Source organism: Rathayibacter sp. AY1A4 (genome assembly GCF_002930955.1).
In the GTDB taxonomy this organism is placed as follows: domain Bacteria; phylum Actinomycetota; class Actinomycetes; order Actinomycetales; family Microbacteriaceae; genus Rathayibacter.
Window position 1 is genome coordinate 1 of record NZ_PSTN01000033.1, and the last position, 26,447, is coordinate 26,447.

Consider the following 26,447-nt stretch of genomic DNA (forward strand, 5'->3'; position numbering starts at 1 on the left):
CGAGAACCGCCGCACCGGCCGCGTCCTCGAAGCCGACGCCATCGGCCCCAACCTCACCCGCGCGACCGCCGTCGTCACCACAACCACCCAGCGCGCACCGCGCCGCAGCGCCGCGCCCGTAGCGGAATAATCGCAGCTGATGTTCGATTCCTCGCTGACCATCGCTCTCGCTGTCGTCGGCGCCGCACTCCTCGCCGTCGCACTCGGCCTCGCCGTCAGCAACCGTGCATGGAAGACGGATGGCGCGGTGAACGACCGGAGGGCGGCCCGGACCACGCTCTGGGCGTTGGCACTCATGTTTGCTGGAGCAGCGATTTGGCTCGTTCTCGCGTGGACGACAGAGAGCGTCCCGCCGCTGAGTAGCGGGGTGTACACCGCGAGTGTCGCCCTCTTCGTCCTCATCCAGATCCCCATGCTGCCTCGCCTGGTCCAGCGCGCACGCCAGCGGGACGAGTGAGCGTTAGCGCGCTCAGTTTTTGAGGCGGAGCATGTACAAGATCCCGTGATCCTCCGGGATCGCTGCGCGCACTTCCGGGATCGCCGCGGCCGGCGTCGCCGCGCTGCTGCGCACCACCGTTGATGCCGATTCCGCGCGCGTCCGGTGTGCCAGCTCTTACAGGCTCCCATCGTCGCATCCGACGCTGACACAAACCGCTCGAGCGTGGGGGCCGGCGGGTGACGGAGCACCGCACATCCAAGGCCGCGATGCGGCTCAGTCTCCGAGGTGCCCGGCTCAGGATTCATCCCTCGACGTAGCGTTCGCAGTCGCCCGAACCTTGCAGATCTGCCGGATCGGCACAGTGCAGGAGTGACCAGCTGGCGCCCACGCCCGTGGTCTCTTCGAGACCGTTGTGGCGATCGAACGCCGTCGTCGTGTACACGTCGACGCCGTCGATCGAGCCTCCGACGAACGCGAACGAGACGATCGGGTCGCCTTCGGTAGTCGGTGTGCTCCACGCCAGTTCCGCTTCGTCTCCCGCGATCGCGGCGGTCGCGAGGCACGCTCGAGCCTCGCTAGGCAAGTCACCGCCTTGCTCAAGAACGTATTCGCCGCAGCTTGAGCTGGCGTCGCTACCGGCGACGACGCCACCAGCATCAGGGAGGCTGCGAGCGGCGACGATCGGATCGCCGTTCGGCGCTTTCGACGCGGGTTCAGGTGCAACCGCCGAGCAACCGCTGGCGACAGTGAGCACCGCGATCGCGATCGCAGCTGCCGTAAGGCGGTTCATCCGCCCACCGTAGCCGCCAGCGCCGCCTGCCAGCCAAGCAATTAAGCAGGAGGGCCTGCGCTGCCCGCCCGTGAGGGGCGACCCCCTCACGCTCCCCGGTGTCCCGTTCCGGGGCGCGAGCTGCACTCGCGCAGCGGCGACGGAGCGCCGCCAATGGGAGGCCGCGATGCGGCCCGTTCCACCCGTTTTCTTCACCTCTCCGCGGTTTCAACCTATTTCGCTCCACCGGCTCCGTGCCACCGCTATCGGACGCGCCCTGCGGGCTTATTTCGCCCGCTATCGGCGTCACTGCGCCGCCTCCACTCAAACGGTTTTCCCCGCCGGAGAGGCAAAGAAAAACGATCAGCCAGAGGGAGCACCCACACCATGCAGATCACCACCGACTTGCACACCACCGCGAAGACCTACCTCACGCTCGGAGGCACCCGCGCGGTCGACGTCCGCGTCGTGGGCACCGACCCCAAGACGACGCCCTCGGTGCACGTCACCCGCCGCAAGTCCGGCGTCTGGGAGGCGTGGCACTCCGACCAGCTGCACGGCATCACCAGCGGCTCGTTCCGCCACTGCGTCGCCCACGCCCGCCGCGCAGCGATCCGCCGCGTCGCCCCGTTCCTGAGCCGCTGAGAGGACCACACCATGACCCGCACCGACACCGGCCGCGCCACGGCCGAACAGCTCGCGCTCATCCTCGCGATCAGCCGCGACGAGGACCCGGAGAACACCACCGCGACCGACGCGGAGATCCTCGCGCACACCCGCAACACGCTCGGACTGCCGGGGGAGTGCGGCCCCGGCGGGATGCCCGTCTACGACGACGGCACCGCCGAGGCCGCCGCGTTGATCGCGTTCCTGACGCCCGCCGAGTAGCGCGGGGGAGGGGCCGGCCCTCGGGCCGGCCACGAGGGGCGACCCCCTCGCGCTCCCCCGTGTTCCGCCGAAGGCGGGGCGCGAGCTCCGCACGCGCAGCGGTGACGGAGCACCGCCGGCGGGAGCCGCTACGCGGCGCGTTCCCAGGTTTTCTTCACCTCTCCGCGGTTTCAACCTATCTCGCTCCATCGGCTACGTGCCACCGATCCCGGACGCGCCCTGCGGGCTTATTTCGCCCGTGATCGGCGTCACTCCGCCGACTCCACTCAATTGGTTTTCACTCGCCGGAGAGGCAAAGAAAAACGATCAGGAAGACGACAAAAGCCCCGTAGTGAATGAAGCACCACGGGACCCGTCGCCTCAATGGTCGCACACCGATCAAGGAGAAACCATCGTGACTATCACCACCGGAACCGGGACCGTTCAGCACATCGACCCGACCACCCTCGTCATCGAGGCGAACGTGCGCACCAGCGCCCCCGTGACACGCGATTTCGTCGCGTCGATCCGCGAGAACGGCGTCATCACCCCGATCCTTGCCCGCCGCGACGAGCACGGAAACGTCATCGTCCGCGCAGGCCAGCGCCGCACCCTCGCCGCACGCGAGGCCGGAGTCGCCACGGTCCCCGTCTACGTCGTGGAGGGCGACGACACCACCGCGGACCGGATCATTCAGCAGATCATCGAGAACGACCAGCGCGCCGAACTCAGCACCGCGGATCGCACCGCCGCCTGGGCGCAGCTCGCGTTCGAGGGCATCACCGCCTCGCAGATCGCCAAGCGCACCGGAACCAAGACCGACGCGGTGAAGAAGGGCCTCGCCGTCGCGGAGTCCGCGACCGTCACGTCCGTTCTCCACGAGCACGAGCTGACTCTCGACCAGGCCGCGGTGCTGTTGGAGTTCGAGGACGACGCCGACGCCCGCGCCCACCTGATCGAGGTCGCGACCAACGACCCGACCCAGTTCGAGCACACCGCGCAGAGCCTCCGCGAGGACGCCGCGGAGAAGGCACGCCTCGCCGCCGTCGAGCAGGAGCAGATCGCGAACGGCTTCCAGGTGCTCACCCGCTCCGACGCCTACGGCGAGGGCAGCCCGTGGGTCGCCCTCCGCAAGCTCCGCACCGCCGACGGGGAGCAGGTCACCGCCGAGCACATCGCCGCGATCCCGGTTCGCGGGGCTCTCATCGACACCCGCTGGAACGGCGACATCGACGTGACCCACTTCGTGCAGGAGCCCACGGAGGCCGGATTCACCTACGCCTACCGCGGCGACGTGCCCGCCGCGGCGCTCACCCCCGAGGAGGCGGAGGAGGAGCGCGTCGAGAAGTCCGCCGAGCGGAAGGTGCTCATCGCCAACAACAAGGCGTGGACTGCCGCCGAGACGGTCCGCCGCCAGTGGATCGCCACGTTCCTCAGCCGCAAGACGCTTCCGAAGGATGCGGATCGGGTGATCGCTCTCGGGCTCACCGCGCACCGGTTTGCGGTGTCGTCGGGGATGAGCAACGGCAGCGACCTCGCCCACACGCTGCTCGGCATCGACCGCCCCTCCGGCTACCGCACCGACGCTCTCGCCGCGCTGGTCGAGGCGAACCCGGCGAAGGCCCGGCTGGTCGCGCTGGCCGTCGTGCTCGGAGGTCAGGAGGCGAACACGAGCAAGGAGTCGTGGCGACGCGGCGACGAGCGCGCCGCCGCCCACTTCCGCCAGCTCGCTGCGTGGGGGTACGCGCTCTCCCCGGTCGAGCAGGTCGTCACGGGCGAGAGCACCCCGGCTAACGCCGCCGGGATCAGCTAGCCGCTCCGCGGGGACCGGCATCCGCCGGTCCCCGCACCCCCGCTCCCGACTCCTGCAGAAAGGCCCGCCATGACCACCACCACGACACCCGCCGTCGACGTCGACGTGTGGGGACACACCCCGGCGCTGCGCGATGCGCAAGCCGCCGTCGCCGCCGCCACCGCGACCGGCGACCTCGACGCGATCGCCGCGGCCGCGCGAGCGCTGATCGTCGCCGCGGCCGCGCACGCCTGGCCCACCGCTACCGCCCTCGTGTTCAAGTACGAGACGACCGGCCCCGTCGCCCACGTCTGGGGGCTGTGGAGAGTCCTCGACGCCGATCGTCAGACCCTCCGCGAGTGGGAGGACGACCCGGGCGGCATGAGCGATGAGTCCGAGGAGGAGCTGGTGGCCCTGGACCTCATCAGCAACCGCCGCGAAACCCTCGACTACACCGACTTCGGAAAGCCCATCGGCTCCACCGTCCTGATCCTGCACACCCTCACCCTCTGAGCGCGGGCGCGGGCCGCCCCGGACCGGGCCGGCCCGTGAGGGGCGACCCCCTCACACTCCCCGATGTTCCACCGGCGGCGGGGCGCGAGCTCCGCCCGCGCAGCGTCGACGGAGCGACGCCCGGAGGTCGACCGGCTGCGCCGGCCGCCGTTGGTCGCCCTGCGGGCTCACACCCTTTTTTGCCGTGATTCTCAATCAGGTTGTCAAGCAGTTTGGCCCCGGTTGGAGGAGGAGCGCGGCAAGGCGTTTAAGGCTCGCGCTACGAACCGATGGCCGCGAGGTTGGTCGCCTCCGCTGGCCGCGTCGATCGGATGGGGCATTTGCAGCGTCATGGCAGGGCTGCCTTCGTCAGTGCTCGTACGGTTCCCAATTTCCACCATTGGGTGGTTCCTCGACTGATGAATCGTCCGTTAGGAGAATGCTCCGGTCCATTGAGGGGACGAGTGTACCCCCGGACACAATGAGGTAGCGCTCTTTTCCGCGAGATCGGCCAATTGCCTCACTTATTTCAGCTAGGAGTATCTGATCTTCGACGATATGCGAAATGTGGAGGCGAGTATTCTCATTGAGTATTAGAAGCATCGAGCGGCCATCCCCTCGGCGCCTAAGTAAAATCGCTTCATCATCAACTTTGCTTACGTCGAATTTTGACTCGAGAGTTTCAAAGAACGTCATCTCGCGCACCGTACCACTTGATCCGCGTCATTGCAAGAAACCTGCGAGGGGCCTGGAAGGTGCTTTTCATCATGCTCAAATCATCTTAGGCTAGTTCAAGTCATTACTAGATATCGGGGGATAAAGTATGAGAAAAGCATTTAAAGTTCTGATGACGGCGGTGATTGCTGTAGGGCTTTCGGGCGGGGCGATGTCCAATGCGGCGGCCGTCGAGGCGGTGCCGCAAGATTCTGTCGCCACGCTTGAGCGGCCGGCCGGCGGGACGTGGTTGCTCGACAGCCCTGGTACGCCAGGCGGTGGGGTTCAGGCGCGGGCCGACGTAGGTTGTGCCGCGGGGACGACCTCCTACCCACAGGCGCCTGCCTACGCGTGTCTTGCTGTGTTCCAGGACCAGACGGGCGAGAAGGTTGTTTTGCGACAGGGACAGTCAGGTGCGTCAGCTTTCGGCTACCTGCACGGATTGATCGACCACGGGGTCGAAGAACAAACTATCGACGCAGTAGTGACGGGCAGCGCGGCAGGACAGTTGCAGGCCAATGGCCGCTATCTCTATGGTGCGGTCTTTCTGAAAGACGGTGAGCCTCAGATTCGTTTCGAGACGATTCATGACCGACAGCCCTCGTCTGCAAGTCCAGATGCATTCGAGCTCGGTGTCGTCACGTCCTACTGCAAGGGCCCAGCGATTCAGGCGCCCGAGGAGGCCTGCCCCCAATGGGTGAACGATTCGCTCCCAGCAGGTATCGGCGGCTGAAGCCTCTGCTGTTCAGGCTGGTCTAGAACTCACCATGTAGCCGCGCAGGCCAAAACTTTGACCTGCGCGGCTATTAGTGTGCCATCTCGTTATCTGATCTAATGGTAACGGAGTCGTATCCCGCTAGGCATGGCGGAGAGAGCCCATGGCGTGGCTGACGTTATGGGGCTGTGTTGGTTGGTGAAGCTCCTACGCGTTTAGGACCGGGGCGGTGAAGGGTGTGCCGTCCCGAATGATGGCCCATATGACGTTGATACGGCGGCGGGCAAGGGCGATGAGGGCTTGCTTGTGGGATTTGCCCTCGTGGCGTTTGCGTTCGTAGAAGGTCCGTGATGTGTCGCAGTGCATGGAGGCGATGAACGCGGCTTGGAAGCAGGCGTTCAGTAGCCGCCGGTCGTAGCGGCGTGGTCGGTGATGGTTTCCGGAAATCTTCCCAGAGTCGTGCGTTGAGGGGGCGAGGCCGGCGAAGCTGGCGAGTCGGTCGGGTGTTCCGAAGTAGGAGAGGTCGGCACCGGTTGCGGCGAAGAAGTCCGCTGCAAGGCGGGGTCCGAAGCCGGGAACGCTCATGAGAAGGTTGGCGTGAGGGTGATCCTTCAGGCGTGCGTCGATCTCGGTATCCAGGTCGAGGAGTTCTTGGCGGAGGCGAAGTAGGTCGTGTGCGATCTGGCTGACCAATCGAGCCGCAGCTGCTTCGCCGTGAACCGCAGTGTGCTGCTCAGCCGCCGCCCCCAGCGCTGTCGTGGCGAGTGCGGCTGGGGTGCGGGCTCCGTTCTTCTTGAGCCAGTTGGTGAGTCGCTGTTGGCCGATGCGGCGTAGTGCGGCGGGTGTCTGGTACTTGGTCAGCAGGATCAGCGGAGACTTCGTGGCCGCGTAGTTGAAGGCGGCCTCGAGTGCGCGGAAGTAGTGCGCAAGGGTTGAGCGGAGGCGGTTCGCGGCGCGGGTGCGGTCGTGGATCAGATCCTCGCGGCGAGCGGAGAGCAATCGGAGTTCGGCCGAGACGTCGTCGATTTGCCGAATGGGCTCGAGGTCGTGGCGCATCCGAGCTTGATCGGCGATGATCACGGCGTCCTTGGCGTCGGTCTTCGCCTCACCGCGGTAGGTATTCGCCGCGTGGTGAACCGCTCGTCCGGGGATGTAGTGCAGGGGCTGCGCATGCGCGGAAAGCACTGCCTGCAAGAGGCCGACTCCGCCATGGTTGAGGTCAGTCGTCCAGGTGATCTCGGCACCTGCCTGCACGCTTGTCACGTCGCCGATTAGGGTGAGGATCTCGGGTTCGCGGTTAGCGAAGCGGCGGGAGAGGAGCTTGTTCCCGTCTGCGTCGATGACGACGCAGTGGTGGTGGTTCTTGCCGGCATCGATCCCGGCCCAGAGTTGCGGCACGCGCATGTCCTTCCTCGAGGTGTGTTTTCGTGCGCGCCTTCAGCGACCAAGCCGGCAAGTCCCTACGGGGCGATGAATCGCGTTTCTCAATGAGCGGTCGTGTCGTTGCGGGGTCCCGGGTGGCAAATCACGGCGTGCCATCACTGGGCTGAAGCCTTCTGGCCATACCTGGGATCCCTGGCGCGTTCCGAAGCTTACGAACGCTTCGGATCCACGTTTTTCACCGTAGGGAAGCCTTCGGCGGCTCCCTCCGCTTCGCTGCGGTCGTAGCTACCTACGGGCTCCGTTCAAGTGGCTGCGCCACCGACTCCTCCGAGACTTTCAGCACGCGGTCGCTGCGCTCCCTTATTTCGCGCCGAAACTCTCTCCCCCCTCGCCCTGCGGGTTGCACTGCGCCCTCCGGTTGCTAAGGCGGAAAACCGCCTTCCAGCTCGAGCAGACACGGCCGCTGGCGTGATCGGCGTTGCGACGAGCCGTGCACCGGTCAGCGCATCTCGTGCGCGATCTCCAGGAACGCCGCCGCGGACGACCCGATGCGATCGGACCAGATGGCGCGGAGGGGTCGCACGAGTGCTGGTCCGCGGAGGGGCACTCGTATCAGTGAGCGCGCGGCGAGATCTGTTTCGACGGTGAGGATGCTCATGACTGCGGGCGCGATGCCGGCGCGGGCGTTCGCTCGGATGATCGCCGTCGTTTCAAGGATCGCGGCGGGAGTCGTGAGTGCGAGCCCGGCGTCGTGGAGCCATGCTTCGAGGGTCGTCCGGGTGCCGGAGCCTTCCTCTCGTGTCAGCAGTGCGGTGCCGGCCAAGTCCTCGGCGCTGATACTCGCCGCGCGTGCCCAGGGGTGGTCGGGTGCCACGACGACAGCGAGTTCGTCCTCCGTGACCACGTCAGAGGAGAGCGTGGCCGTGGACGCTGGTGTCTCGACGAATCCGAGTTGCGCGGCACCGGATCTCACGAGCTCTGTGACCGTGGCTGAATTGCCGGCGATCAGCTGCACACTCACCTCGGGTGTGCGCTGTCGGAATTCGAGGAGCCAGCGTGGGAGCAGCAGTTCGGCGATGGTCTGCGACGCCGCGAGAACCAGTGAGCCGGTCGGCTGTCGCAGTGCTGCCGCGCCCGCCTCGAGGCGGCGGGACGCCTCGAGGACCGGGCCGGCCAGCTCGAGCACGAGCCGGCCCGCGTCGGTCATCAGGGACCCGGTCGGAGAGCGGCGCACGAGCGGCTGCCCGATGGCGCGCTCCGCGACCCGCAGACGCGCCGAGACGGCCTGCTGGGTGACGCCGAGGTCTTCGGCAGCGCGGGAGAGCGAGCCCGCCTCGGCGATGCGCTCGAGCACCTCCAGCGTGTCGAGATCCAGGATCCGGTCCGTCAATCGCCGCGTCGCCACAAGCACTCATTGTGCCCCGCCAAGACGATCGCTGTATCGGCTGGTGCCGGCGATGCTCAGGCTGGAGGCATGACAACTCTCTCCCCCGCCCGCGCATCTTCCTCGATCGGGCATCCTCCGCGGTCGAGGCGCTTGTTCCGGGAGTTGGAGCATCCGGGACTGATCGTGTCGAACCTGACGCCGAACTGGTTCGCGTCGATCATGGGCACCGGCATCGTCGCGGTCGCCGCCGCGTCCCTGCCACTCCAGTTCCCCGGACTCCGCACCGGGGCCACCGTCGTCTGGGCGATCGCCGCGCTGCTGCTCGTCGCGCTGACGGTCGCGACCGGGCTGCACTGGGTCCGCTACCGCGGTACAGCGGTGAGGCACCACCTGAATCCCGTGCTCTCGCACTTCTACGGCGCGCCGCCCATGGCGTTCCTCACTGTCGGCGCGGGAACCCTCCTCCTCGGCAAGGACTGGATCGGCCTGCCGGCCGCTGTCACCATCGACTGGGTGCTCTGGGGTGCGGGGACTCTCGGCGGGCTGGTGACGGCGGTCCTGGTGCCCTACCTCGCGTTCACCCGGCATGAGAACAAGCCCGATTCGGCGTTCGGCGGCTGGCTGATGCCGATCGTTCCGCCGATGGTGTCCGCTTCCACCGGCGCACTGCTGCTGCCGTACGCGCCCGCCGGGCAAGCGCGGGAGACGCTCCTGTGGTCCTGCTACGGCTTCTTCGGCCTCAGCCTGGTCGCGTCGCTGGTGGTGATCACCCTGATCTGGAACCGGCTCGCGCAGCACAAGGTCGGAGCGGCGGGGATGGTGCCGACGCTGTGGATCGTCCTCGGTCCGGTCGGACAGTCGATCACCGCCGTGAATCTGCTCGCCTCGAACGCGCCCACCGTCGTGGACGCCGGCATGGCGCGTGCGCTGCTGGTCGTGGCTCTGGTGTACGGCTTCGCGATGCTCGGCTTCGCACTGCTCTGGACCGTCATCGCCCTCGCGATCACCCTCCGCACCGCGAAGGAGCACCTGCCGTTCAGCCTGACGTGGTGGTCGTTCACGTTCCCCGTCGGCACCTGCGTCACCGGACTGAACGGCCTCGCCCTGCACTCCGGTCTCACGGTTGTCGCCGGCCTCGCGGTGCTCTACTACGTCGGCCTGGTCGCCGCGTGGATCATCGTCGCCGCCCGCACGTTCCACGGTTCCGTGATCCGCGGAACCCTGCTCGCACCACCGCGGCCGGCCTGACCGGGATCGAGGACCATCGTGGATGTCCGAAGCCTGAACGCCCTCGCCGAGACCTGGCGGAGTACCGCGGACGCGACCGGACGCTTCGTTCCGGGCTTCGATCCCTGCTCCGGCGGCACCGCCAGTCGCGTCCTGGTGCTGATGCAGTCACCCGGCCCTCGGACGATCGCCGCGGGATCCGCTGCCGTCTGCAGCGAGGACAACCTCGGGCCCACCGCCGCCGCGTTCCGGGCGGCCCGAATCGAGTCCGGACTCTCCCGCGACCACTACCTCCGATGGAACCTCATCCCGTGGGAGATCCCTGGCCGCGTCCGCCCCGCGGACATCGAGGAGGGTCGGCTCGCGCTCGGTGAGCTGCTGGAGCTGCTGCCCGCGCTCGGCGCCGTCGTCACCTACGGGACCGTGGCGCTCGACGGGGTCATGCGCTATCTGACCCTGCACGATGATCCCCGTGTCGTCCCCGTACTCGCGGCACCGCACCCCTCACCGGCCAACGGACGTCACCGCGCCGACCAGCACCTCCGCTCCGTGAACGCGCTCCGCCTCGCGAATCGTCTCGGATCCGGTCGGCGAATCGCAGACTGACGGCACTGAAGGGAGACGTCCGCGGCTCGGTCGGCACCGGTCGTCGTGACCGATGAGGCGCTGATCTCAGACGGTCCCCGTCCTCGGACCGCTGACGGGAGCGGCCGGGTCGTCCACGACGTCGACGGTGTACGCCGCGCCGTGCTCGAGCGTGTGGCCGACGGTGCACTGGCGATCCACGGCCCGGTGGGTGCGTTCGGACAGTGAGGCGATCCGCTCGGGATCGAGCGCCGACAGGTCGGCGCGGATCACGGCGGTGATGGAGTCGTAGCGGTCCTCACCCTCGGGCTTGGTCGCGGTGATGTCGGTGGTCGCTTCGAAGTCGGCTCCGAGTCGGCTGGCGAGGAGGTGGTCCGAGGAGAGCATGCCGCAGGCGGCGAGGGCGAGGTGCAGCAGCTCGCCGGGCGAGAACACGCCGTCGGCGTCCGACCCGCCGATGCGGACCTCGGCTCCTCGCGCGTTGCGGCCGATGAAGCTTCTCGGGCCCTCGCGGGTGATGTGCAGCGGTGTGGTCTCGGTGCTCATGGTCTGCTCCTGTCCTGTGTCCGCGGCACCGCGGGCAGTGCCGGTGTCTCCTGCGGGTGGGCGGTGTCTCAGGTGTCGGTGCGGACGAGGGGGGAGTTCGTGCCGCGGACCCTGATGTCGACACCGGTGATCTCCGACCGGGCGATGCCCGTGGACGCCGCCAGGTCGACGGCGCGCTGCCCGGCCGCCGTCCAGGTGGCGACGGTGATCGTGCTGCCGTCTGTGCGGGTGATCACGAGTTCGTACTCCGCGTCGGCGGGCGCATCACCACTGTAGGTGCAGCTCCACTCCAGCCGGGTGCCCCACGGCTTCCCCTCGACCTGGATGTCCGCAGCGAGAGCGGGATCGTCCGCGATCGGGTCCATCGGTTCGAGGGTCGCCTCGCTCGCCACGGGAGCACCCGCGATGCCCGTGCCGAGAGCGACGCCTCCGAAGACGGAGGCGGTGACGGCGGCCGCGACGGCGAGGGACGTCACCAGCTGGCGCCGACGTCGGCGCGTCCGGACACGGTGAGCGATGGCGGGCAGCGTCACCGGGGAGGGCGGCGCGTCCTCGCCGTCGTCCGATGCGCTGATGGCGAGAGCATCCTCGACGGAGAGCCGACCGACGATGCCGGGCAGTCCTGCCAGCTCTGCCACGGCCGCGCGGCAGGCCGCGCAGCCGCTGAGGTGCTGCTCGTACTCGAGTCGCTGATCCGCGGGGAGAGCGCCGAGGACGTAGGACGCGTCCCAGTCGCGGTACTCGTCCTCCGTCGCAGAGCTTCCGTGGTGGTCGTTCATCGGGTGACGCCCCTTTCCTGCAGAGCCAGTCGCAGTCCGCGCAGTCCGTAGTGCAATCGAGATTTCGCTGTTCCCTCGGGGATGGAGTGCCGGCGGGCGATCTCGGGGACGGTGTGTCCGAGGAAGTACGCGTCCACCACGATCCGACGATGCTCCACCGACAGCGATGCGAGAGCGTCGGCGACGAGGATGCTGTCCAGGACTGCGTCGGTGTGATCGGGGACGGCGCCGCCGCCGTCCTCGTCCTTCGCCGGCACTTCGCGTCGGCTCCGAGCGGAGCGGGCGTCGTCGATGACGAGGTTGCGGGCGACGGTGAACAGCCACGCGCGAGCGGCGTCGGCGTCGCGTTCGAGGACCTGCGGGCGCTGCCAGGCCCGGACCATCGTCTCCTGCACGACGTCCTCCGTCAGCGCCGCGTTCCGAGTGAGGTTCTGCACGAAGCGCCGCAGCGCCGGGCCGTGACTCTCGTATAGCGCCGCCAGGAGCTCATCGACGGGGCGGGGCACAGTGCTCACCGCCTCGAAGCGCCACGGCGCACTCCGTCATCTCGGTTGCTCCGATCACTGCGGGTCATCCCTTCCGGTCTTTGCCTGTCGAGAACCGGCGACCCGTCCGGGCGATGCGCTTCGCTGCGCGCGGGGACGGGTCGCCGGCGCATCAGGACGCCGGGGTGGAGGTGCTCATGCCCGCAGCTTCCTTGTTCGTCGTGCCGTCAGGGAGGAGGACGTACCAGGCGTCCTTCACACCCTGCCCGTTGACCTGGCCCGGTGCGGTGTCCTTCGCGAACCGGTAGACCGGCCATCCGTCGACGGTCAGCTGGGTCGTCCCGTCGGTGCGCGTGATCGAGCCGACCTCTGCGGTGATCCCATCCGCGGCGGTCGTGCTGGACGCCGACACGGCCGGCCAGGTCGTGGCGCACTCGTCGTAGCAGCTGCTGCTGCCCGAGTTCTGCGTGTCCTTCGTGAACGTGTAGACGGTGTAGCCGGCCTCGTCCGTGATGATCTCGCCCAGCGGCGAGGACGCCGTCGTGAGAGCCGCCGTCTCAGCGGAGGCGGAGGCGGTGGCGGAAGGGCTGTCGGCCGGCGCTTCCGACGAGGCGGCCGAGCCGGCGGCCGTCGAGCATCCGGCGAGAAGGACGGCGGCGAACGCCGCAGTGGTCACAGTGGTCGCGATTCGCTTGAGCATGATGCCTCCTGTAGTGCGGGGGCCGAGGTGGTCCCACCGAGGACACGACACAGCAGTCGCGGACGTTCAACGAGGCGAGAAGATCGCTGGGAGAGCATCCGCGCGGCGGGCGGCTTCAGCGAGAGCGACGATCCGTTGCGCGCTCCTTCGCGTGAAGGCCCGAGGCAGCGCGCTGCTCTCCATCCCCGCGCAGACCGAGGCGAACGAGCACGCAGACCGCCAGGGAACGGTACCCGCGGCCGTACTGCTGAGGATCCGGGCCACCTCGTCAGGTGGGATCGGGCTTCGCTGTATCGCCACGAGGCGGACGCCACTCGGCGCGCTCCTGCTCAAGAGCAGACAGCCTCCCAGTAGAGGCTCGTCCTCTGGCCGATCGAACCCCCTCGGCGGAAGTCTCCGCGAGCAAGCAGACGCCGACCTCGGTCGGCGCTGTGGTGTGCGCTGCGCGCATTTTTGCCTGGAAGCCTTCGGCAGCGTACGGGCCTGCGGCGTCCACGCAAGCCGCTGCGCGGCCGGCTCCTCCGAGGTTCCCGCCACGCGGTCGCTGCGCTCCCTCACATCGCGCCGACAACCTCTCCTCCGCCGCCCTCCGGGTTGCGCTCCCGCCTCCGCCTCTGCTCGGCACTACGTGCCTTCCAGGCAAAAAAACGCTGGGAGAGAAGGAAGAACAGGCGAGCCAGACCACCCCCGCTGGCTTGACAAACCTGATTGAGAATCACGGCAAAAAACGAGGGGGAAGGTCAGAACAAGACCGCCGCCACCCACTCGAATCCGCCGCCATCACGCCCGCAATGAGAGGATTCATCATGACTACGACCCCGATTTCCGAAGACGCGCTCGTCGAGCAGCCCACCTCGCCCGACGCGGCCGTCGCGTACAAGGCTGCTGTCGAGGCCTACGTTTCGGCGCTCTCCGACCCGGCCGTCGCGGAAGCGATCGCCCCGACGCTCACCTGCGCCCGCGCAACGCCCATCATCGACCTCCTCACCGAGGCCGGACACCACGACGTCGCCGGGCTCTGGGCCGAGCTGCACGCCTACTCGGAGGTCAACGACGAGACCGACAAGCACCGCGGCGACGGTTGAGCCTCGTCAGAGCCTCCGCCAAGCGTCCTACTGCTCTCTGACCTGAACGGTGGCGACATCGAGGAGGGCGGGGGAGAGGGTCAGTGAGCTCGGCGAGGACGTCGACTCGCTGGCCCGGGGGGACGCGCTCGTTCGAGCGATCAGTGCCCAGGGTAGGTCGGAACCCAGGCGAGTTCGGCACGTAGCGTCTGACCGAGTTGATCCATTACCAGCTTGTAGTCGCTCTCAAAATCTTGAATGAGGTCGCTCGCTTTTCGCTCACGCTCGCCTTCGTCCAGCCCTCGGTAGAAGACCGGGGGCCTGGTTGCCGCGGCGGCGGCGGAGGCAAATTTCTCGACGGCACCGCGTAGCTCGTCATCTAGCAGACGATTCCGCAGCCTGATGACGTCCAAGTCGTTCGTCGTCATGTCAGCGTCGTACTCAGAGGGGAGCAGAGAATATCGGCCTTCCCTTGCCTCCATGTGGTCGAAGTGCATCGTGCGTCCAGCAAGACGCGCCATGCGCTGAACGGCGTCCTGCAACGCGAGGAGGGTGTCAAGCTGAAACTGATGCTGATTCTGGAGCGCGGCCGAACGGCGCTCTTCCGCGCGCGCCGACCTCTCCCGGACCGCTGATCTTCCATCGCGGCGAGCTTCGTTCAGGCCCGCGAGAAAGAATCCGAGCAACGCTGCAGACGAGGTGAACGCCCCGGTCACCACCTGGGGCCATACGTCGTCCGTCATGAGGTCGAGTATCGCAGCATGCTCCACCCGAACGAGTTGTACTCTCCCGTTGGCTGATCGTGGTGCGGCTTCGCCGAGGTCGCTGTAGGATTTTGACATGTTCGACTGGTTCACGATCCCTCACGGAAAATCAATAGAGGTCGATCGCGAAGGTCGCACTATTCAGGTGCACCACTCAAATCACGATCTCTTCGTGGTTCAGCGATTCTTTGATGGAACTTGGCAAGACACGGTGTGGGTTCGTCGGCTTGGCGGCAGCTGGCGGGTCTCGCGAGAGCCCAATTCTATTGGCATCCACGCGCCGGACCTGGCTTCAGCGGTCGAGGCTGGCCTTGCGCGCAGCGGCGAAGCCCTCCGTTAGAAACTCTGGCTTCGAACTCATCAGGCTACGTTCCGCCTTTCTGTCGTCGGCGAGCGAACGAGCTTCGAGCCGAGGCTCTTGCGTGTGACCGCACTGCAAACGGACATAATCTCAGTTATAGGAGCGATGGCGGGAAGCGCCTGGGGGAATCGCAAGCCCTGTACCGCCCTGACGCACCTGCGTACCGTCGCTGACGACCCGCACCACTCCTCGAGGCACCGGACCGGTGCAGGCAAGGCGACAGCACATGACTAGCAAGCAGAACATCGCCTCCCAGCAGGCTTTCGGCGAGGCGGTGAACGCCGGCGACTTCGCCGCGTTCGACGACCTCGTCGCATTAGACTCGGTCGACCACGACCCGGCGCCCGGCCAGGCACCGGGTCCGGAGGGGTACGCCGCGTTCTTCAGCGACCTGCGGACCGCGTTCCCCGACATGGCGCTCGAGGTCGAGAAGCTCGTCGCCGACGACGACAGCGTCGCGTTCGCCTACACGCTGACCGGGACGCAGACCGGCGTGTTCCAGGGCCACGCACCGACGGGCAAGTCCGTGAAGATCCGCGGCATGCAGATCAGCACCTTTGTCGACGGCAAGCTCGCCGAGCGCTGGGGGAGCAGCGACGAGCTCGGCATCTTCAAGCAGCTCGGGCTCGCACCCGACGCGTAACAAGGCGGGACTTCGACGACTTCCGAGGCTCGTGTGCGACCAGAACCTCGAGGCCCGTCGAACAGCGCCCATGCGACCAAGCTAACAAAAGTATCATTATCGAACAAATTCTCATGTTTGAACATGTGACCACCTGCACTCGTCGGCTGTTCAACATGCGGAAGCGCCGCGAAGGGCGCAGCTCAGAGGCACGTTCGCGAGCGCGACTCGCCGAGGACCTAGTATCGGCTCCGCCCCGTCGCCAGCGGTGCTAGCCGGATTATGGCGAGTGTCGTCGGTCTCGCTACGACCGAGCACTCCTACCAGGCCCACCGATGCTCCCCAAGTGGCGCCGCTCTACGCGGCCAGCTTGGTGACGCCCTCCGGCACACATCGTTGCGGCAGGATCAGGCACGACGGGCGAGGACATGGGATTCACTCTCCTACGTATCCACATACTGCTCGCGCTCTATGACGTAGACGGGGTGATCCTCAAGTCAATTTCCGATTCTCTCCGACCGCATCGGCTCCAAGCGCAACATCCTTGGCGCACTCATCGGGTTCGCTATGCTCTCGCTCCCTGCACTAAGCGTGACCGATCCGCTCATGGTGGCCGGCACATGCCTCACGCGGGGAGCGGCCGCACCCGTCCTCCTCGCGCGCGAAGCCGCCAATCGCAGGGGATTCTATGACAACGGAATTATGCGTCTAGAGTACTCTCGCACAACCGCGGAGGTGAGCGATATCAAATACCAAGAAGTTTCTCGAAGAGCGAGGACTTCTTCGAGATGAAGCCCTCCTGCATCAGCCAGTTCAAGTTAGATTTAGTGGTGTAGTTCTTGCCGGCTTCCATCCAAGGTGTGAGCCGGCCCCGCAGGCCACTTCGAGTGGATACTGGCCAAAATGGGGCGTAGGCGCGAAGTAAATCGACACCGAGGGGCACCTGCGTCAACTTAGCTTCAGTACTCATCACTTTGATCAGTTCACGGGCTGTGGCGGTACCTGCAACACCGGGTGGCAACGTCAGGAACACATCCAAAGCCATGCGGCGCGCCTTCGTATTTTGCGCATCCGTCACAGGGCCGGCTGCTTTCTCGTAGATGTCGGAGGGCATCCCGGCAGAGCTTAGGGCGCGGAGGGCGGCAGGAGATGCATTCGCCGCCCAAAGCGCTTCCCAAAGCTTCGCGCGCTCACCGATCGTTGACCTACGGCTATAGACACCCCATGCGCTATTCGAGAAGGTGACGTCTGCCAAAACCTTCTCGATCTCCTGTGCGGCCGGCGCGGTCTGGAGCCATAGTTGACCGAGAGACGCACGTTGTTCAACGTCAGTAATCAACCCAAGGGCACTACTGGGGAGAGGATGGACAGAAATTCCAAATGACAACATTCGAAGTTGAGTGGTGAGAAGGACCTGTTGCGAAGCAAAGGAGTCGTCTTCCTCCCACAGGTTTGAACTCTGAAGGATGTTGGCGATAGAAACGCACTGCTCATCGGAAACCGTGCCCACCGCGCGCACGATTGCATCAACCGATGCTCCGTCTTCGGCCGCAGTGCCGACTGCATCGACGACCAGATGCGCACGTAGCTCGAGAGTGCTCAAAGTTGAATCCTCTATCGCATCGAGCGCAGCGAGAAGCGTCCACTGGTATTCAAAACGATTATCGCTGTACTCCTCCCATTCCTTGTCTAAGTCCTCACGGACCATTTCTACCAAAGGGGCCGCTGAAATAGGTGGAGAGATCAAGTTGGCGATGCTCAGCGAGTTAGTGGCGCCATTCTCGCTCACGAGAATTCTGGTGGCGTTCGTGGCACGGTGGACGACCGCCCGCAGTGCGTTGCTTTTGTCGATCGCCTTGACAGGAGCCTTCATAGTTAGCATCTTTCGCCAACGACCGGCTGCCCATTCAGGGTGTTCCGCGATTGCGTCTAGCAGGTATTGGTTAGCAGTAGACATGTCTCCACCGTCTCGTACCTGGGTCACGAGGGCGTCGTGTTGGTCCAGATGCCACTGTGAATCGTCCCTAACATTGCGAAGCACTCGCAATAGATCGCGGCGTAACCCTGAGGCTGGCTGGAGGTGGTCCCAGACCAGCAGCACGCGTGTGGTTGCTTCCCGCGTCTCGGCGACAGCCGCTTCAAACGCTTCGGTTGCGGCTTCGTTTTCCTCGTTAGCGGCCTGACGCGCGGCAACCGTTGCGGACTCAGGTGTGACCTCTGCCGGCTTCGAAACAGAAAGCTCAGCGGTGAGTATTGCCAGGTCCGAGGCACTAAGCGAACTTTCGGCTGCCACTTCAACCCTGCGCAGAACTGTCTCGAGCACTTCTGGCTCCGTCAAAACCACGCGAAGAGCCTTCGACGTCAAGAGAGCTTGCGCGACATGCCAGTCGTTCTCTGTAAGAGTTTCGACAAATCGAACCACAAGGCTCCCTGCTGATCCCTGCGAGCGCTCCGCTGCATCCAGCAGCTCTGTCGCGCTAGGAATAGTGAATGCAACAGAGATAGCGCCCGCGTAGCCACGCAAGCTGTCTTCACTGTGGCCGTCAAAACCGGATGTCACGGCGGCACGGAGTGCATCGGATAAGGGCACAGGGACGACGGTCAGGACCGAGCTTAGGTCGCCGGCTAAAATTCTGAGATGCTCTGCGATTTGAGCGGACTCTCTTTCCGCTTGTTCCAGAATGTGTTGAATCGCTTGAGACCGGTCGCTCTCTGAGGCTGCGGCAAGTTCTGCAACTACATCACGACGAGATGCGTCGGGAGCGAGAAGCACCGCGTCATAGACCGCCGGGTCCTCGAAGTGCACTAGCGCGCCCCCCGAGTGCATCATGATGAGTTCAGCTCGCGGTTCGGGCGCGCGCAGTTCACGCAGTCGGCGTAGATAGCGGTGTAGGTTTACAAGCAGCTGGTCCGATACGGCGTCGGTGTCGGTGTTCGCGATCACGCGGTCGAGCTGCGTAGGCTCCGAAGCATCCTCGTCCTCGGGGTCAGGCTCGGAATACTTGGCGAGAAGCTTGGCTACTTCTGGACGGGTAGAAGATTCGTTGCGGTAAAGAAACCGCATCAATGCGGGCGTCCGCTCGACATCGGTCATAAGATGAGGGAATTCGGTTCGGAGCACTGCTAGGATCGCTATCTCCTCGGCAAACTGAACCCATTCAAATCCTAAACTTTGATAAATGCGCGCGGTTACGGCAAATTCATTGAGTAAGACTTTCGTGCGGCGTGGGCTGGCTAGGTGCATTGGGGCGAGTACTGTGACGACTCGCTCTAGCAAGTTTTCTCTATATGCGCCAAGTTCGGCCCAGACACCGCCCTTGGCGGAGACGAGCGAAAGTGCGTATCGGCGGAAGGTGTGAGCGGCCTGAGGTGGGAGGGAGAGCTGGAATTGGAAGATTTTATCCAGATACTCGCCGCTCGTGCCGTAGTACGGCGCGGCAGGACCATGCGGTACTTCGTGGCGAAGATGTTTCGAGATAGTTTCTGCGACAGCTTCGCGGTCGAAAGCCACTACGAATACACATCGCTTGTCGCCGAGGAACGTGCGCAGGCCCTCAAGAGTCTTCACTACATCATCGGGTGAGCAACGGTCGAGTTCATCAATAAAGACAACATAGCGTTTGCTTTGTCCTGCCGCGAGGAGTTGATCGAACAATTTGCTGAACTGGGCAACGTGAGAAGGCATCGACTGAGAGACAGTCACCTTGGACAATTCGATTAGTCCTGCGAGAACTACAACAATCAAGGTGGAGCTGACTCCAAATGCACTCCACCCCTGAATGTTTTGCCACCACAGCCCGACAAAACTCTTCGACGGTTCGACCGCATTAGCTGCTAATGCCCATAGTAGGGGACCTCCTAGAAATAAGAGGAGAAGGGCTAAGGGCAGTAAAATACTGGTCGCTATTCGTCGCGTTTTTGTTGATACGTAGGTAGCGCCTAGGGGGAAGCTAACCTTTGTGGTCCCTTGGAAAAGCTGATCAGGGATATGGTCGTTCTTTGGGGAAATTTGTCGAGCGAGTTCGCTCAGGAAGTTTGCCCGAAATCCTTCTCCGGAGTTTTTCCAAGCATCAAACGTGATATGGCCGACGCTTCTGTCTACGGCTGCGAGCTCTTCCTTGAGCAGTGCATTGAAAGAGCTTTTGCCAGATCCCCACGGGCCGAACAATGCGACGTTGACCTTGCCGGATGCCGATACAGCCAACTCGGCAATTCTCCGGGCAATTACTCGATGATGAAGGAGGTCTTGTTCCGCAGAGATGGCAGCGCGGCCGACGCCCTGTAGGGGTTCGTCAGGAACGATGTCTTCCGGCGTGAGCGGGCTGACCGCGGGGCTCTCTTGCGCTTGATTCATGTTCCGTTCGTGCTTCCGACACGGTCGGAAGCGTCCTCCTCGACGTCGAACGTACCTAACGAGCCGTCAACCATGCCGCTCGACACGTTCGCTCGACCAAAGCGGAACTCGGCAAGGACGGATGACGCCGCGTAGTGCTTCGACACGAAGTTGCGCCCATCCGAACTGACATAACGCGGATTATGGGAGACGCGTGCAAAGCCAGGGGAGGGTCTGTCGGAGCATCCCGGGTGGGTTGAGATGACCCATCATGAATTGGACTCGCCGTGCCCACCATCCAGAACATCGCCAGGGCGTCGTGGTGCGTGAAGTCGGTGGTCACCTCAGTGCTCCCGGCTCGAAGGGCAGTGACGTCGCCGACGCCGATCCTCAACCACATGAAGTCCCAGCCCCCACGCAGACCTGTCGGTACCGGCGTCTCTCTTCCCCTGCCGCCCTCTCCGCGCGCACACTGTGACGAGGCGCTCGAAGAGTCGCGACGAGAGCGTCCTGAGGGCCACGAGCCGCACGTCGCGCCGGATGATCGAAGGAGTGCCGCGTGGACAATCGAGGCCCGCAGTGACGAGAAATGCGCTCATCCTCGGCGGCGCCGCTGTTCTCCTCGCGTTCGGAGTCGCGGGCTGCACCCCGTCGAGCTCACACAGCTCCGCTCCGGACGCTTCCACCCCGGTCCGCGGCTCGAGTGCGGTCACGACGACACCACCGACCGGCGAGAGCTGCGAGCTCAGCGAGACCTCGACGCTGACGACTCAGGACGAAGTGACAGTGATCGTCGAGCTGACCGACGCCGGCGGCGGATCCTGCGAGCTGCAGGGCACTCCGCAGGTGACGTTCCTCGACGCCGAGGGCACCCAGGCGGCGATCGCTGTCCAGGCGAGTTCAGGCGAGCAGTTCCCGGGAACACCAGTCGAGGTCGACCCGGGCGGACACGCCTATCTCACCTTCCTCACGGATACCACCGGCTCCTGCGTGCCCACGGGCGCCGCCACCATGCTCATCGCGGTATCCGGTGCTCCGAACACCACGCGAGTCGAACTCGGCTCGACGACGTTCTGTCCGACCGCGGACGACGTCCCGCCACTGTCGTACCCGGTGACGCCCCAGCCCACCACTCTGACCTGACGATCGGGTAGTCCTGAGCGGTGCGCACTCGCTCCCCTTCAGACCGCTCTCGACGAGATGACACACTCTCGATCATCGAATCGAGTGGTCTCGGATTCGACGCAAGGCTGACGCGCCATCACGTCGACGGTGTTCACCACGGGGGCCAGCGCCTCCGTCGGCATGACCCGAGGTGAGCACTGCAAGAAGACCATCGTGACCGCCGCCTCCGACGTTGGCGCGTGTGTCGTACTCCCCGAAGCGATCCTCCGCGGCCGAATCGCAACGATGTCCGGGCGGTCCCGCGAGACCATGGCCGAGGAGATCAGCGCAGCAGCGAAGCCCGCGACGTCGACCACCGCCCCCTGGACCGACCGGCGTCCACGGAGACGGAGGCGTCCCTGCCCTCGATCGCCCTCGCCGCATCGAGCCGAGCGGCCGCGGCCTGCTCCTCCGATGCCGCGCGCAGCTTCAAGATCTCCTCCTCGAGCTCCGCGAGGAGCGCGCCCTCTCGATCGGTGGCGGCGACGCAGTCGGTCTCGAGCTTCTCCTCGCGCTCCCGGTACACGGCGGCGCGCTCCCGCGCCCTCTTCCGCGCGGCATCTCGCGGGAGGGGGATCGCGGAGTGACGGACCGCGGCAGGCCGGTCAGAGCAGGCCGGTCAGAGCAGGCCGGTCAGAGCAGCCCGTCCGTGAGGTGGTCCGGCGTGCCGAAGCGGTGGGCCGTGATCGACACGGCCTGCTCGCGGAGGAACGGCAGCAGCTCCAGTCGGCCCGCCTCGGTCGCCGGGCCGGCGTAGACCGCGAGGTCGGGGCGCCCGCCCGTCACGGCCGTCACCGTCGCGGCGGAGGCGCCCAGCAGGCGCACCCGTCCGGCGCCGTGCGCGCGCACCCGCGCCTCCCACGCCGCGTCGTCCTCGACCACGACGGCGCCGGCCGCCTCGTCGAGACCGGCGGCGAGCTGCGGAGGCAGCGCCACGGCGCTCGAGACGACCACCCGTGCCTGCGCGGTCGCCGCCGCGACGGCCACCCGCACGAGCGAGCCCAGCGGCTCCCCGGCGGCCAGGCGCACCAGCACGGCGGAGTCGTAGGGCAGGCGGCGGAAGACGTTCCGCTCCGCCTCCAGCCCCGTCACGTCGCGAGGAGCGCCCGCGGCCCACGCCGCCGCGCAGCTGCGCGCCGTCCGCTCCACCGCGGCGTACTCCTGCGCCGGGAGCTCCGCGCGCGACGCGGCGAGCAGGCGGGCGGCCGGTCCGACGACCGGAGCGGTCGCCTCCGACGGCGCCGCGGTCCAGGAGCCCAGGCCGAGCAGGTAGTCCGGCCCGCCCGCCTTGGTGCCCGGGCCGACCGCCGACTTCTTCCAGCCGCCGAACGGCTGGCGCTGCACGATCGCCCCGGTGATCCCGCGGTTCACGTAGAGGTTGCCCGCCTCGATCCCGTCGAGCCAGGTGCCGATCTCCTCCGGGTCGAGCGCGTGCAGGCCCGAGGTGAGCCCGTAGTCGACCTCGTTGACGATCGCGATCGCCTCGTCGAGAGTCGCCGCCGTCATGATCCCGAGGATCGGCCCGAAGTACTCGGTGCGGTGGAACTCGGAGCCGCGGCGCACGCCGTCGCGGACGCCGGGGCTCCACAGGCGTCCGGAGTCGTCGAGGCTCCGCGGCTGCAGCAGCCAGGTCTCACCGGCGCCGAGCGCGGTCAGGCCGCGCAGCAGCTTGCCCTCGGCGGGTTCGATCACCGGCCCCATCCGCGTCGCGGGGTCGGTCGGGTAGCCGACCGTGAGGGAGGAGACCGCGTCGAGCAGCTGCGCGCGGAACCGCTTCGAGCGAGCGACGGAGCCGATCAGCACGACGAGCGAGGCGGCGGAGCACTTCTGGCCCGCGTGCCCGAAGGCGCTCGCCACCACGTCCTTCACCGCCAGGTCGAGGTCGGCCGAGGGGGTGACCACGATCGCGTTCTTGCCGCTCGTCTCGGCGAGCAGCGGGAGGTCGTTCCGGAAGGAGCGGAACAGCTCCGCCGTCTCGTAGGCGCCGGTGAGGATCACGCGGTCGACCTGCGGGGAGGCGATCAGGTCGCGCCCCAGCTCCTCCTCCGGCAGGCGGAGCAGGCGCAGGGCCTCGCGGGGCACGCCCGCCGCCCACAGCGCCTCGGCCACCACGGCGCCGCAGCGCGCGGTCGGACCGGCGGGCTTGAGCACCACGGCGGAGCCGGCCGCGAGCGCCGCGAGGACGCCGCCGGCCGGGATCGCGACCGGGAAGTTCCACGGCGGAGCGACCAGGGTCAGCGCGGCCGGGTGGAAGCGGGCGCCGTCGACCGCGTCGAGCTCGAGGGCGCGCTCGGCGTAGTAGTGGGCGAAGTCCACGGCCTCCGAGACCTCGGGGTCGCCCTGGTCGAGGGTCTTGCCGCCCTCGGCCGCCATGACCTCGAGCAGCTCGGCGCGGCGCGCCTCCAGCTCGTCGCCCGCGCGGTGCAGGATGCGGGCGCGCTCCTCGGCCGGGACGTCGCTCCAGCCGCTGCCGCGGGCGCCGGAGAGCACCGACTCCAGCTCGTCGAGGGTGCCGATCGTGGCGGCCTCGATCGCGTCGGCGCCGGCCCGGGAGGAGGGGACGCGCGCGAGGATCGCCTGCGCCCACTCGCGGTTCGCGGCGACGGACGGGTCGGTGTCGGGGGTGCTGCGGAAGTCGCCCGGTCCCGGACGGCCGCTCGCGGCGAACCGGTCGGGCACGCGGTGCGCCGGGGGGACGGCCCCGTCGAGGGCGGCGACGGAGGCGCGGAACCGCTCCTCCTCCCGCGCGAAGAGCGCCGGGTCGGCCTCGAGCTCGAAGACGGCCGACATGAAGTTCTGGCTCGACGCGCCCTCCTCCAGCCGGCGGATCAGGTACGCGATCGCCACGTCGAACTCGGCCGGCGCGACGACCGGCGTGTAGAGCAGGAGCGAGCCGACCGTGCGGCGCACCGCCTCCGCCTGGCCCTGGGCCATGCCGAGGAGCATCTCGTACTCGATCCCCTCGCGGACGCCGCGGGTGCCGGCGAGCAGCCACGAGTACGCGACGTCGAAGAGGTTGTGCCCGGCGACGCCGACCCGCACGTTGCGGATCCGCTCCGGGTGCAGCGCGTAGTCGACGACGCGCTTGTAGTTCGTGTCGGAGTCCTGCTTGCTGCTCCAGGTCGCCAGCGGCCAGCCGTGGACCGAGGCCTCGACCTGCTCCATCGGCAGGTTCGCGCCCTTGACCAGGCGCACCTTGATGCCGGCGCCGCCGCGGGCCCGGCGGGCGGCGCTCCACTCCTGCAGGCGGATCATCGCCGAGAGCGCGTCCGGCAGGTAGGCCTGCAGCACGATGCCGGCCTCGAGACCGAGGAACTCCGGCCGGTCGAGGATGCGGGTGAAGACCGCGATGGTGAGGTCGAGGTCCTTGTACTCCTCCATGTCGAGGTTGATGAACTTCTGCGGCGAGGAGGCGGCGGCCCGGGCGAACAGCGGCGCCAGCTCCTCGACGATGTCGTCGACCGCGGCGTCGAAGGCCCACGGGTTGTGCGGGGCGGTGCTCGAGGAGACCTTGATCGAGACGTAGTCGACGTCGTCGCGGGCGAGGAGGCGGTGCGTCCCCTCCAGGCGGCGGTGGGCCTCCTCGCGGCCGAGGACGGCCTCGCCGAGCAGGTTCATGTTGAGCCGGACGCCGTCGCGGCGGATCGCGGCGATGGCCGGGCCCAGGCGCGAGTCGGTCGCGTCGATGATCAGGTGGCCGACCATCCGTCGCAGCACCCGGCGCGCGATCGGCACCACGACGTCCGGGAGGAGCGGCGCCATGACGCCGCCGAGGGCGACCGCGCCGCGCATCGGAGCAGGGAGGAAGGACGGCACGCCGCCCGCGATCGCCTTCAGCGCCGCCGCCGCGACGCGGGTGTCCTCGGGGCGGACGACGCCGTCGACGAAGCCGACCGTGAAGTCCAGGCCGGTCGGGTCCTTCAGCACGCCCGCCAGCTGCGCCCCGGACGCGTCGATCGGGATCGCGGACGCCTCGCGCAGCCAGCGCCGCACCAGGGCGACGCTCTCGTCGACCAGGCGCGGATCGATCGAATCGGCGGACGGGCCGTCGGCCGCGGGGCCGGTGGCGAGAGCGGGGCTGGCGAGATCCGTCATGGTGCGGTCCTTCTGCTCTGAGGTGGGTGCCTTCAGTATTCGACCGACTACCGTTGAGCAGAAGCGACCGTTCCTTACCGGTACCGGTCAGCTCAGCTGAACGATCGGAGAGACGCCGTGCTCGATGTCCGCCGCCTGGTCCTGCTCCGCGAGGTGGCCATCCGCGGCACTCTCGCCGCCGCGGCCGAGGCCCTCGCCTACAGTCCCTCGGCCGTCTCGCAGCAGCTCGCCGTGCTCGAGCGCGAGGCCGGCGTCGAGCTGCTGCGGAAGGCGGGCCGGCGCGTGCAGCTGACGCCCCAGGCCGAGATCCTGGTCGAGGCGGCCGGCGAGGTGATGGCCCTGCTCGAGCGGGCGGAGGCGGCGCTCGCGGCCTCGGGGGAGTCGGTGACCGGCCGGGTGCGCGTCGCGGTGTTCCAGTCGGCCGCGCTCGCGCTCATGCCGGGTGCGCTCCGGGCCGTCGCCGACCGCTTCCCGGAGGTGCGGATCGAGATGGTGCAGCGCGAGCCGGAGGGTGCGCTGCACGAGACGTCGTGGGCGCGGGAGTTCGACCTCGTCGTCGCCGAGCAGTACCCCGGCCACTCGACCTCCTGGCTGCCCGGACTGGTGCGCAGCGACCTGACGACCGACGCGATCCGCCTCGCCGTGAGCCGCGACTCCGCCGTCGTCGACCTCGCCTCGGCCCGCGACTCCGCCTGGGTGATGGAGCCGCGCGGCACCGCGAGCCGCCACTTCGCCGAGCAGACCTGCCGGGTCGCGGGCTTCGAGCCGGACGTCCGCTTCGAGACCGCCGACCTGCAGGCGCAGATCCGCCTCGCCGCCTCCGGCCACGCCGTCGCCCTGATGCCCGACCTGGTCTGGGCGGGCGAGGCCCCGGACTGCCGCCTCCTCGAGCTGCCCGGCACGCCCCGCCGCACGATCTTCACCGCCCAGCGCGAGGCGCAGCTGGCGTCGCCGGCCGTGCGGGTGTTCCGGGAGTGCCTGGCGGAAGTGGCGGGGCGGCTCGCGTGAGGCTGGGGGCGTGAGGGGGGGGGCGTGAGGCGGTGCGGTTCGCGTGAGCGAGGGCGTGTGGCGGTGCGCACCAGTCCGGGCAGCCAGGAGGTCGAGTGGCCGGGGTACTGCTCGGCGACGACGAGGTCGAACTCCCGCGCCCACGACGTCTCGTGC

General features: G+C 67.1%; 23 protein-coding genes and 1 pseudogene. 13 read left to right on the plus strand and 11 right to left on the minus strand.

Translation table 11 applies throughout. The features are described from left to right. Nucleotides 1-139 precede the first annotated feature (139 nt). A complete protein-coding gene (locus C5B92_RS15135) occupies nt 140-457 on the plus strand; it encodes a hypothetical protein (protein ID WP_104256089.1) in 318 nt (105 codons plus the stop codon). A 283-nt stretch (nt 458-740) separates the two neighbouring features. Here the strand turns inward: C5B92_RS15135 and C5B92_RS17010 are convergent, their stop codons facing one another. After that, a complete protein-coding gene (locus tag C5B92_RS17010) occupies nt 741-1,229 on the minus strand; it encodes a hypothetical protein (protein ID WP_146079350.1) in 489 nt (162 codons plus the stop codon). Between the two features lie 366 nt (nt 1,230-1,595). On the opposite strand from C5B92_RS17010, the gene C5B92_RS15140 reads away from it, so the two are divergent. The 5 genes from C5B92_RS15140 to C5B92_RS17015 all read left to right on the plus strand — a co-directional run bounded on the left by C5B92_RS15140 (nt 1,596) and on the right by C5B92_RS17015 (nt 5,806). Further along, the gene (locus tag C5B92_RS15140) at nt 1,596-1,853 is read left to right on the plus strand and encodes a hypothetical protein (RefSeq protein ID WP_104256088.1); all 258 of its coding nucleotides are present in this window, start codon (nt 1,596-1,598) and stop codon (nt 1,851-1,853) included. A 12-nt stretch (nt 1,854-1,865) separates the two neighbouring features. Beyond that, a complete protein-coding gene (locus tag C5B92_RS15145; RefSeq protein WP_104247873.1) occupies nt 1,866-2,096 on the plus strand; it encodes a hypothetical protein in 231 nt (76 codons plus the stop codon). Nucleotides 2,097-2,490: 394 nt separating this feature from the next. Beyond that, nucleotides 2,491-3,888 (plus strand): ParB/RepB/Spo0J family partition protein, encoded by a 1,398-nt coding sequence (locus C5B92_RS15150; protein ID WP_159424188.1) that lies wholly within the window; start codon nt 2,491-2,493, stop codon nt 3,886-3,888. Between the two features lie 69 nt (nt 3,889-3,957). After that, entirely contained in the window at nt 3,958-4,380 is a 423-nt protein-coding gene (locus tag C5B92_RS15155; RefSeq protein WP_056045796.1) for a hypothetical protein, read from the plus strand. An 802-nt stretch (nt 4,381-5,182) separates the two neighbouring features. Then, nucleotides 5,183-5,806 carry a hypothetical protein gene (locus C5B92_RS17015; RefSeq protein ID WP_146079351.1) on the plus strand — a complete coding sequence of 208 codons (624 nt, stop codon included), beginning with the start codon at nt 5,183-5,185 and terminating at the stop codon, nt 5,804-5,806. Between the two features lie 189 nt (nt 5,807-5,995). On the opposite strand, the gene C5B92_RS15160 is transcribed toward C5B92_RS17015, so the two are convergent. From C5B92_RS15160 to C5B92_RS17820, 3 genes and pseudogenes are all read right to left on the minus strand, one after another. Next, a complete protein-coding gene (locus C5B92_RS15160; protein ID WP_181028849.1) occupies nt 5,996-7,186 on the minus strand; it encodes an IS110 family transposase in 1,191 nt (396 codons plus the stop codon). A gap of 484 nt (nt 7,187-7,670) precedes the next feature. After that, complete coding sequence (locus tag C5B92_RS15165) at nt 7,671-8,378, minus strand: LysR substrate-binding domain-containing protein (protein WP_244248318.1); 708 nt, start codon at nt 8,376-8,378, stop codon at nt 7,671-7,673. A 42-nt stretch (nt 8,379-8,420) separates the two neighbouring features. Continuing rightward, a pseudogene (locus tag C5B92_RS17820) lies at nt 8,421-8,582 on the minus strand (LysR family transcriptional regulator); the annotation flags it as partial. Between the two features lie 159 nt (nt 8,583-8,741). Between C5B92_RS17820 and C5B92_RS15170 the strand changes: the two are divergent. Continuing rightward, nucleotides 8,742-9,806: a TDT family transporter gene (locus C5B92_RS15170; protein WP_020624523.1), complete on the plus strand. Its 1,065-nt coding sequence runs from the start codon at nt 8,742-8,744 to the stop codon at nt 9,804-9,806. Between the two features lie 18 nt (nt 9,807-9,824). Then, nucleotides 9,825-10,391, plus strand: a complete 567-nt coding sequence (locus tag C5B92_RS15175; RefSeq protein ID WP_235576811.1) for a uracil-DNA glycosylase family protein — start codon at nt 9,825-9,827, stop codon at nt 10,389-10,391. Nucleotides 10,392-10,457: 66 nt separating this feature from the next. Here C5B92_RS15175 and C5B92_RS15180 read toward each other — a convergent pair whose 3' ends face one another. From C5B92_RS15180 to C5B92_RS15195, 4 genes are all read right to left on the minus strand, one after another. Continuing rightward, on the minus strand, nt 10,458-10,916 hold the full coding sequence (locus C5B92_RS15180; RefSeq protein WP_055794432.1) for an OsmC family protein: 459 nt from the start codon (nt 10,914-10,916) through the stop codon (nt 10,458-10,460). Nucleotides 10,917-10,984: 68 nt separating this feature from the next. Further along, entirely contained in the window at nt 10,985-11,695 is a 711-nt protein-coding gene (locus C5B92_RS15185) for an anti-sigma factor (protein ID WP_104256083.1), read from the minus strand. Beyond that, the gene (locus C5B92_RS15190; RefSeq protein ID WP_055794427.1) at nt 11,692-12,201 is read right to left on the minus strand and encodes a sigma-70 family RNA polymerase sigma factor; all 510 of its coding nucleotides are present in this window, start codon (nt 12,199-12,201) and stop codon (nt 11,692-11,694) included. Before C5B92_RS15190 ends, C5B92_RS15185 begins: the two co-directional genes overlap by 4 nt. Nucleotides 12,202-12,352: 151 nt before the next feature. Next, nucleotides 12,353-12,880, minus strand: coding sequence for a hypothetical protein (locus C5B92_RS15195; protein WP_055794425.1), 528 nt, complete (start codon nt 12,878-12,880; stop codon nt 12,353-12,355). An 806-nt stretch (nt 12,881-13,686) separates the two neighbouring features. On the opposite strand from C5B92_RS15195, the gene C5B92_RS15200 reads away from it, so the two are divergent. Further along, nucleotides 13,687-13,965 (plus strand): hypothetical protein, encoded by a 279-nt coding sequence (locus C5B92_RS15200; protein WP_104256082.1) that lies wholly within the window; start codon nt 13,687-13,689, stop codon nt 13,963-13,965. 140 nt (nt 13,966-14,105) lie between these two features. Here the strand turns inward: C5B92_RS15200 and C5B92_RS15205 are convergent, their stop codons facing one another. Further along, entirely contained in the window at nt 14,106-14,687 is a 582-nt protein-coding gene (locus C5B92_RS15205; RefSeq protein ID WP_146079352.1) for a hypothetical protein, read from the minus strand. A 97-nt stretch (nt 14,688-14,784) separates the two neighbouring features. Between C5B92_RS15205 and C5B92_RS17020 the strand changes: the two genes are divergently transcribed. Continuing rightward, entirely contained in the window at nt 14,785-15,048 is a 264-nt protein-coding gene (locus C5B92_RS17020) for a hypothetical protein (RefSeq protein ID WP_146079353.1), read from the plus strand. Nucleotides 15,049-15,295: 247 nt separating this feature from the next. Next, nucleotides 15,296-15,712 (plus strand): ester cyclase, encoded by a 417-nt coding sequence (locus tag C5B92_RS15210; RefSeq protein WP_104256080.1) that lies wholly within the window; start codon nt 15,296-15,298, stop codon nt 15,710-15,712. A 724-nt stretch (nt 15,713-16,436) separates the two neighbouring features. On the opposite strand, the gene C5B92_RS15215 is transcribed toward C5B92_RS15210, so the two are convergent. Further along, on the minus strand, nt 16,437-20,045 hold the full coding sequence (locus C5B92_RS15215; RefSeq protein ID WP_104256103.1) for a P-loop NTPase fold protein: 3,609 nt from the start codon (nt 20,043-20,045) through the stop codon (nt 16,437-16,439). Between the two features lie 558 nt (nt 20,046-20,603). Here C5B92_RS15215 and C5B92_RS15220 point away from each other — a divergent pair. Next, entirely contained in the window at nt 20,604-21,167 is a 564-nt protein-coding gene (locus tag C5B92_RS15220) for a DUF4232 domain-containing protein (RefSeq protein ID WP_181028850.1), read from the plus strand. A gap of 654 nt (nt 21,168-21,821) precedes the next feature. Here C5B92_RS15220 and C5B92_RS15235 read toward each other — a convergent pair. After that, a complete protein-coding gene (locus tag C5B92_RS15235) occupies nt 21,822-25,283 on the minus strand; it encodes a bifunctional proline dehydrogenase/L-glutamate gamma-semialdehyde dehydrogenase (protein ID WP_104350558.1) in 3,462 nt (1,153 codons plus the stop codon). 117 nt (nt 25,284-25,400) lie between these two features. Between C5B92_RS15235 and C5B92_RS15240 the strand changes: the two genes are divergently transcribed. Then, nucleotides 25,401-26,291 carry a LysR family transcriptional regulator gene (locus C5B92_RS15240; protein WP_104350559.1) on the plus strand — a complete coding sequence of 297 codons (891 nt, stop codon included), beginning with the start codon at nt 25,401-25,403 and terminating at the stop codon, nt 26,289-26,291. The last annotated feature ends 156 nt before the right edge of the window (nt 26,292-26,447 follow it).